The following is a 6,347-nucleotide window of genomic DNA, read 5'->3' as shown; positions in this document are numbered from 1 at the left end:
TTCACAGGCGCAAACGGACCTGTCTCCGGGCGATCCACCGAAACGGGTGGCAAAACCTGGACGATCAGTGGAAGTGCGGGAACGCCTGCGATCACCAGCAACGCCCTGAGTTGCCCGGATTGGACCGCTCAATTGTCGAGAGCCTATGTCAACAACGGCGTGACAGACGGAACTTTCTCGGCAATCTGCGCAAACCTGGGCGCCGCGCGCCGTGCGCGCCTGGTGTTCCGCCTGACCAATCCCGCAGCAGGCTCCTACGAGATCGTCGCGGGCACCACGAGCAACGATCACTGGACCCTCGCTCTACGCAACACCAGCGGGTTCAATGTGATCGCCGACTTGGGGGTAGCATCGGCCAACGGTGACAAGGTGGCAGTCGTCATGTCTGGCAGCGCCCTGACCGTTCGGATCAATGACGTCTCTGTCTACACCGGCACGATGACGGAACATCTGACCGCGACGTCATGCGGGTTCGCATTCGGTGATACCGACAGCCGGTGGGATAATGCTTCGTTCTCTTGATGGTAGGATCCGCTCACGCGGGTCTTACCCCTGAGTTGCCACCAGAAAATTTCTTGACCCCAGGTGCAATCACGCGGCCCTTATTTGTAATGGATGTCGCTGCGGCTATTGTGGCTATTAGCATCAGGGGTTTCCCATGCTCGAGGCTAAAAGACACCTGGTAGTGTATGAAAGTGGCAAATAAAAGAGCCATGACGCCGACAAAATGATCGCGCGCCTTCAATATATTTTTCTTGGCGCAAGTCGATACAGTGATGATGATCAAAAACAGGAATGCCGCCATTGATAGCAATCCTCCGGTGGTTGCTATATCCAGAAAGATATTATGAGGGTAGTCCTGATCGGTGAGATAATCAAATCCACCCGGGCCAACCCCTAAAATTATGTTGCTGTCGATGATATCAAGCGCGTTTCTTATTCTGTAAATGCGCTCCATCGATGAAGTGTCATATATTGATCCATAGCTCTCGAATTTAAATAAGCGGCCCGCGAAAAGATCGATATCGTTGACTTGTGAGTATATGAAAACGGCGACTGATGCCGTAACAACAGTGATTGTAAGTTTTCGCAACATCTTGCGACTTGATGTGAGCTTTATGATGATAAATAGGGATCCGGCTGTAATAGCCAGTAGTGATCCACGAGTTCCCGTGAGGTTGATCGCATAAACGGATAAAGCCAATGATGTTGATAAAAGTAGAATCGAGAAAATTCTTCTTATTGGGCATGCGCTAATCAAGTATATTGTTGCAATTGCCGCAGTGCCGAGGGCCTGTGTGATGCCAACAGATATGTTACTTCCGTCTTCCAGCTTAAAGCGACCCCAGCTGGTTGCCTGACCGCTCCCTATAAAGACAATAGATGTTGTTGCACTAAGGATTGAGCAAGCAATAAGAAATTCTCGACTTGTCTTGTCGAGAGGGGCCAGGGAGAATGAAAGTCTGAATATTAGATATCCTGCCCCTAACTGGCTCATTAGTGATATGTAAGAGGGGAATGACACTGCCGTACTGGGGGCGAATAACGCAGATATCAGGATCGTGATCGCGAGAATTGCAACAGTTTTGTCGACAATCGAGATGTGGAGATGACGAAAAGTTCTGTGATCTTTGGCAAGGTGCATCAAGATCAGCATGCTAACCGCTAGGGCCGAGAACGGAGCCGAAAACGGCACGCCGCAGAGCTGCGCTATGGGGTATCCGAAAAGAAATAGCGCGCCGAAATGACCCGGCCTTTTGATGGATGAAATTAACAGTATCGCGGCAGTGACGAGTAGCAGGCTAGACATGAATAATCGTCACCTTGTTTAATCAAGTGAGGCGGCAATTGCTTGCCCCAAAATATTCATCCCTTCAGGTGTCGGGTGAATGCTGTCTCGGTAAAGTTTTTGACCCCAATCCGGTATATCTCGAATGCGATGCACCTTCGTTCCCTCAGGTAGGAGTGCTTCGATTTTAGAGAAGTTCATTTCCAGATTGGTTTGGTCCGAGGGTAACGCCAGTTCAGCCTTCATTGGGTGAAGCCATATTTGCACCCGGCACGAGCAATTAGCTATTGTCGCCGCCAGCGCTTCGCCAACTGGTCTGGATGGTACGGTCAGATCTGCCTCGATAGCCGGGATTGCGGGGCTAAATATGTATTTGTAGAGAAGATAACCTATGGCAGAAGCGGGGCGCTCCCTCGGGTGCGTGAGTGGATTGCGCCACGATGAGGGTTGGTCGAAATCTTCACTGTTGAGAATAAAGATCATGGTTTCCGTAGCTGAAACTACGACAGGGTGATCTTCCAACCAGTTCACTTCATTTATGATTGCCCAGCTGCCTGCGCTGATCGGCCAAACTTTGGCATCAACGCCGCGTTCATCCAAGGCAGATTGAAGTTTTGGGCCGAGTTTGTCCGCTTGCTTGTATGGGTTTCCTCCCCAAACCAAGCTATCGCCCACCAACAGAATATCATTCTCTGTATTCTCAAACGTATCAATTACGCCCATGCTTAAATCATTGGTATAAAAGTCGTTCGTACGCATGAAGCTTCCAGATTGGTTGGGTAGCGGTAGATACCCAACCCGATTGTTTGCTTCATATAGTGGGAAGTCGATCACGCCAGCGTACCGAGCTCCGATTTCGCTAGCCACTGCAAGCGCTACGATAGCGATGCCGGCAACGGCTATTTTGCGCATCTGATACTCGCCTTGAAAGTGAATCGATGCGGGCAGTTACTCGCATCGAGCCGTCTTCTGCAACCATCTGTTAACCTCCCGGGCGCGCTGCGGGCCTTAAGGGCGCCAGAGCCTCAGGTTTCTCGTGCCTGGCGTATCATGAGGTGAGTTGCCGCCTATCCAATCTTCCTCAATTTCCGCCCTAGGAGGCGCCTTTGACTGATCTTCCCCCGCCCGATCCCGGCCTGATCGCCACCATCAACCAATTCATCGGCGGGGCCGCGACAGCGCTGTTAGCCGCGTTCTCCGGTCGCGCGATGTATCACGCGGGCGAGGTCAGGGCCCGCCGCCGGCCGATCATGTCCTATGACCTGATCTGGGAAATCCCGACAGCTGTGGGCATGGCCATAGCCGGGGATGCGCTCGGCGCTTACATGGGGCTGTCACGAGAGGTCACGGTCGGGCTGATTGCCGTCCTGTCCTATCTGGGCCCGCGTGGTGCCGGAGCGATGGTGGAGCGGTGGGCCAGCCGGAAGGGGTGATACGGCCTAAGCAGCCAAGATTTCAACCACATACCTGCCAGAGTTGGCCGCGAGGGTCAGCCGATCATCTTTGAGAGATACGGTGGCCTCGCTCTCTTGCAGGTCAAGGGTATCCTGAAATCTCTCAACGATGCGCGGCCAAAACCCCTTTTCGACAAACCGCATATTTGCAGCGAGGCAGTGAAGGGACTTAACTGGTCCTTGCATCAGCATCACAATACCTGAAGCGCGTAAGACAATGAGATAGCCGCGACCACAAGTGATGCCGCGCAGCAGGCGGCGTAGAAGCGAACAATATTCATCGTTTCCTCCGTCAATGAGCTGATATCTGCCTAACTCGTAAATGTGGACATGGTTCCACCATCCCGGCCGCCGTGCCGGTTTTTTCACATCCCAACATGGAGAACATCATGAGCAAGATCGCTCTGGTGATCGGGCATAACGCCGAGATCATTCCTGGATGGCAGGCGGCTTGACACCGTCGCCCATCATCCGGGCGATTTCACGCTCGATGATGTCCAGCGCCGACAGATCCCCGGCGCGTGCGGCTTGCACAGCCTCCTCGATCCTCGCCCAGCCTGGGTGGTCGTCTGCGATCAGCCGGCCTGACATGTGCGCCACCATCAGCGCGTGAGCATAGACCGTCCGGTAATCCGGCTGCCGGATTGTCCGGTCTCTCATGTCTCTCAGCCGCTTATGGAAGGGTATCGCGAACATGCCCCGCATATGGGGCGCATTCCGGAAATTTCAATCTGCCCCGCCCGGCCGCCGCGCCGGGCTTTTTCACATCCATCATGGAGATCGACATGACCAGAATCGCTCTGGTGATCGGGCATAACGCCCGGTCGCAGGGTGCTGTCCGCGTGACGGACATGCGCACCGAATACGACATCAACTCTGACCTCGCGGTGGCCATCCGGGATCTGGACCCGACGCGCTATGTGATCGTGCGCCGCACGCACGGCACCGGTGAGATCGGCCGCGCCTATGCCGAGGTTGACCGGCTGGGCGTCTCGGCCTCGGTCGAGCTGCACTTCAACAGCGCGGAAGCGGTCAGCGCCACCGGCACCGAAACCCTGACCAGCGGAACCACCAACAGCGCCCGCCTGGCGCGCGGCGTCCAGGCCGGGATGGTCCGCGCTCTCGGCCTCCGGGATCGCGGTGTCAAGGTCATCGCGAAGACCGGCCGGGGCGGGGCCTCGCTCTGGACCGGTAAACCGCCCGCCATCCTGCTCGAGCCCTATTTCGGCAGCAACCCGGGCGACTGCGCCGCGGCAGATCGCAACTTCTCGGCGCTTGCCCGCGCCATCCATGAGGCCTGCACGGCCTATCTCAAAGGAGCCTGACCCATGCACAACATCATTGTCCGGATGGTGATCTATATCCTGTCGCCAATCCTCACCGCCACTGTGGCGCTGATCTCTGGCTGGGGCGTCAGCTATGACGCAACGTCCCATGTCCTGTCGCTGGATCTGCCGGCGCTGATCGGCGCGGTCATGGCAGCTGTTGGCCTTTCTGGCGCGGTGTTCGCTCGGTGGGGCGTCAGGTAAGAACAGGCGGGAGTGTGCCGGAACCGTGGTTCGGAGCCGGCACGTTCCCGCGAGGACTCAGTTTCGCCATGGTTTCGCCGCGGCTCTGACTCAGGTCACCCCCAGATCAAAGGAATGATCAATCGACGTGTAAACCTGTTCCTTGACGAAATCGCCTCAATCCAGAGAAGGGCCCGTAGAATGAGAATTCAAGGGATCATCCTGCTTCTGTCGGCTGCCGTTCTTGGGAGCGTCATTATTGCGAGCAGCTGGAACCTCTGACACTTTGCTCGGCTAAGCCGTACTTTTGCTGTCACTCTGGCTGGTCGAGGAAGGCCCACATAAAAGGCCCCACGTGGTGACGATCTCACTCTTACGCTGACACTTTCAACCAGCTCCAACCCACCACAAGCAAAGCGGCCACCATGTACAGATCCATCACACACTCCGTGGTTGCATGGCGCCTTTATGCTGTTTGGCAAGTGACGCGTCCATTCGCATGATTGCCTAGGCAGAACTGCCCCTTGGGTGGCGTGCCGAAGCCCGCCTGAGCGGGCCTGCTCTGAGTTTACGCTTTCCGTCTGGCAGCTTCTCGCGCGCGATCCGCTTCCAGCCCGGCCATGAAGTCACGGTGCTTTTTGCGAGCCGTTGCTGCGCGTTGAATCTCGGCCGGTGTCGCCGGGCGGCTAAGGTATTCGGCAAGATTGAAGGGGGTCTTCTGCGAGAAGTTCGTCAAGGAAGTCTCCTTGCGGCGCTGTGCCACCTCTGAAGCTTAGCACAACTGGCTCCGGAAGGCCCGAGGAAAGGGCAGGGCGCATGAAGAAGCTCATCGGTGGCGGGAATGCGCCCGCTCCAGAGAATATCGTTCTACATCCACTCAGTCGCGTTATCGTTGTGGTGTCGGCGTCGGAAGTGACAGCCTCCAGGTCGACAGGCCCGAGGGCAACCCAATAGACTCCACTCCTGCTCTCGGGCCATCCATGAAGAAGCTCACCGGACGAGCGGGCCGTGGTGTGCGGCGGACGGCTGATCGCGTTGATCGATGCCAGGTGTCGGTGAGATGGTGTGAACGTGATCTCCAGTGCAGACTAAGGGTTGATGATTCTGGAGACTTTTCAACTTTTATGAGAAAACCCCGCAGCTATCCCCGCAAGCAATATAGGCGCAGCAACAGCTTCCGCTCGGTAAAGTGGCGAATCCGCCGTGCAACATGGGGCATTGGCGCGGTGTTTGCGGTGGGCTTCATCGCGGTCGCCGTCATTGGTGGCGGGGCCAGCGACAGAAATTACAGCTCTTCATCCGTAAGTGCGCCATCTGCACGGCTAATCGACCGAGTTACCCGCGTCCGTGACGGCGACACTATCGTCGTCGGGCTGATCCCTATCCGGATTGCTAACCTCGATTGCGCCGAGAGCGGAACGTTCAGCGGTGAGCGCGCGACCCGCCGCGTAAAGCAACTCGTCAACGGACAGACGCTGACGTGCCGGCTGGAAGGGCGGAAATCATACGACCGCGAAGTCGGTGTCTGTTCCCTCCCAGACGGGCGCGATCTGGGCGAGATCATGATTGCCGAGGGTGCCTGCAAGCGCTGGTGAC

The 6,347-nt window shown here is 56.3% G+C and carries 10 protein-coding genes; 5 read left to right on the top strand and 5 right to left on the bottom strand.

The window, feature by feature from the left end; genetic code table 11:
- Nucleotides 1–522: hypothetical protein (locus tag M3484_RS22290; RefSeq protein WP_249499306.1), on the top strand; the 522-nt coding region annotated here is incomplete at its 5' end.
- Between the two features lie 13 nt (nt 523–535).
- Here M3484_RS22290 and M3484_RS22285 read toward each other — a convergent pair.
- Both M3484_RS22285 and M3484_RS22280 read right to left on the bottom strand, forming a co-directional pair.
- Complete coding sequence (locus M3484_RS22285) at nt 536–1,810, bottom strand: O-antigen ligase family protein (protein WP_249499305.1); 1,275 nt, start codon at nt 1,808–1,810, stop codon at nt 536–538.
- An 18-nt stretch (nt 1,811–1,828) separates the two neighbouring features.
- Nucleotides 1,829–2,701 carry a hypothetical protein gene (locus M3484_RS22280; protein ID WP_249499304.1) on the bottom strand — a complete coding sequence of 291 codons (873 nt, stop codon included), beginning with the start codon at nt 2,699–2,701 and terminating at the stop codon, nt 1,829–1,831.
- A 194-nt stretch (nt 2,702–2,895) separates the two neighbouring features.
- On the opposite strand from M3484_RS22280, the gene M3484_RS22275 reads away from it, so the two are divergent.
- A complete protein-coding gene (locus M3484_RS22275) occupies nt 2,896–3,222 on the top strand; it encodes a phage holin family protein (protein ID WP_249499303.1) in 327 nt (108 codons plus the stop codon).
- Nucleotides 3,223–3,228: 6 nt separating this feature from the next.
- Here M3484_RS22275 and M3484_RS22270 read toward each other — a convergent pair whose 3' ends face one another.
- Both M3484_RS22270 and M3484_RS22265 read right to left on the bottom strand, forming a co-directional pair.
- Nucleotides 3,229–3,612, bottom strand: a complete 384-nt coding sequence (locus M3484_RS22270; protein WP_249499302.1) for a hypothetical protein — start codon at nt 3,610–3,612, stop codon at nt 3,229–3,231.
- Nucleotides 3,613–3,672: 60 nt separating this feature from the next.
- A complete protein-coding gene (locus tag M3484_RS22265) occupies nt 3,673–3,948 on the bottom strand; it encodes a hypothetical protein (protein WP_249499301.1) in 276 nt (91 codons plus the stop codon).
- 80 nt (nt 3,949–4,028) lie between these two features.
- Between M3484_RS22265 and M3484_RS22260 the strand changes: the two genes are divergently transcribed.
- Together M3484_RS22260 and M3484_RS22255 are read left to right on the top strand one after the other, a co-directional pair.
- On the top strand, nt 4,029–4,568 hold the full coding sequence (locus M3484_RS22260; RefSeq protein WP_249499300.1) for an N-acetylmuramoyl-L-alanine amidase: 540 nt from the start codon (nt 4,029–4,031) through the stop codon (nt 4,566–4,568).
- A 3-nt stretch (nt 4,569–4,571) separates the two neighbouring features.
- Nucleotides 4,572–4,772, top strand: a complete 201-nt coding sequence (locus tag M3484_RS22255) for a hypothetical protein (protein ID WP_249499299.1) — start codon at nt 4,572–4,574, stop codon at nt 4,770–4,772.
- Nucleotides 4,773–5,319: 547 nt separating this feature from the next.
- Here the strand turns inward: M3484_RS22255 and M3484_RS22250 are convergent.
- A complete protein-coding gene (locus tag M3484_RS22250) occupies nt 5,320–5,487 on the bottom strand; it encodes a hypothetical protein (RefSeq protein ID WP_249499298.1) in 168 nt (55 codons plus the stop codon).
- Nucleotides 5,488–5,731: 244 nt separating this feature from the next.
- Between M3484_RS22250 and M3484_RS22245 the strand changes: the two genes are divergently transcribed.
- A complete protein-coding gene (locus tag M3484_RS22245; RefSeq protein ID WP_249499297.1) occupies nt 5,732–6,346 on the top strand; it encodes a thermonuclease family protein in 615 nt (204 codons plus the stop codon).
- Nucleotide 6,347: the final 1 nt, after the last annotated feature.

Source organism: Pseudomonas sp. GX19020, from assembly GCF_023371075.1.
Taxonomy (GTDB): Bacteria; Pseudomonadota; Alphaproteobacteria; order Rhodobacterales; family Rhodobacteraceae; genus Pseudogemmobacter.
The sequence above is the reverse complement of the archived record's forward strand: the minus strand, read 5'-3'. Positions and strand labels throughout refer to the sequence as shown.

Coding starts and splice junctions, on each gene's coding strand:
- M3484_RS22285 (WP_249499305.1), bottom strand. CDS start 1,810: ATGTCTAGCCTGCTACTCGTCACTGCCGCGATACTGTTAATTTCATCC.
- M3484_RS22280 (WP_249499304.1), bottom strand. CDS start 2,701: ATGCGCAAAATAGCCGTTGCCGGCATCGCTATCGTAGCGCTTGCAGTG.
- M3484_RS22265 (WP_249499301.1), bottom strand. CDS start 3,948: ATGCGGGGCATGTTCGCGATACCCTTCCATAAGCGGCTGAGAGACATG.
- M3484_RS22260 (WP_249499300.1), top strand. CDS start 4,029: ATGACCAGAATCGCTCTGGTGATCGGGCATAACGCCCGGTCGCAGGGT.
- M3484_RS22255 (WP_249499299.1), top strand. CDS start 4,572: ATGCACAACATCATTGTCCGGATGGTGATCTATATCCTGTCGCCAATC.
- M3484_RS22245 (WP_249499297.1), top strand. CDS start 5,732: ATGAAGAAGCTCACCGGACGAGCGGGCCGTGGTGTGCGGCGGACGGCT.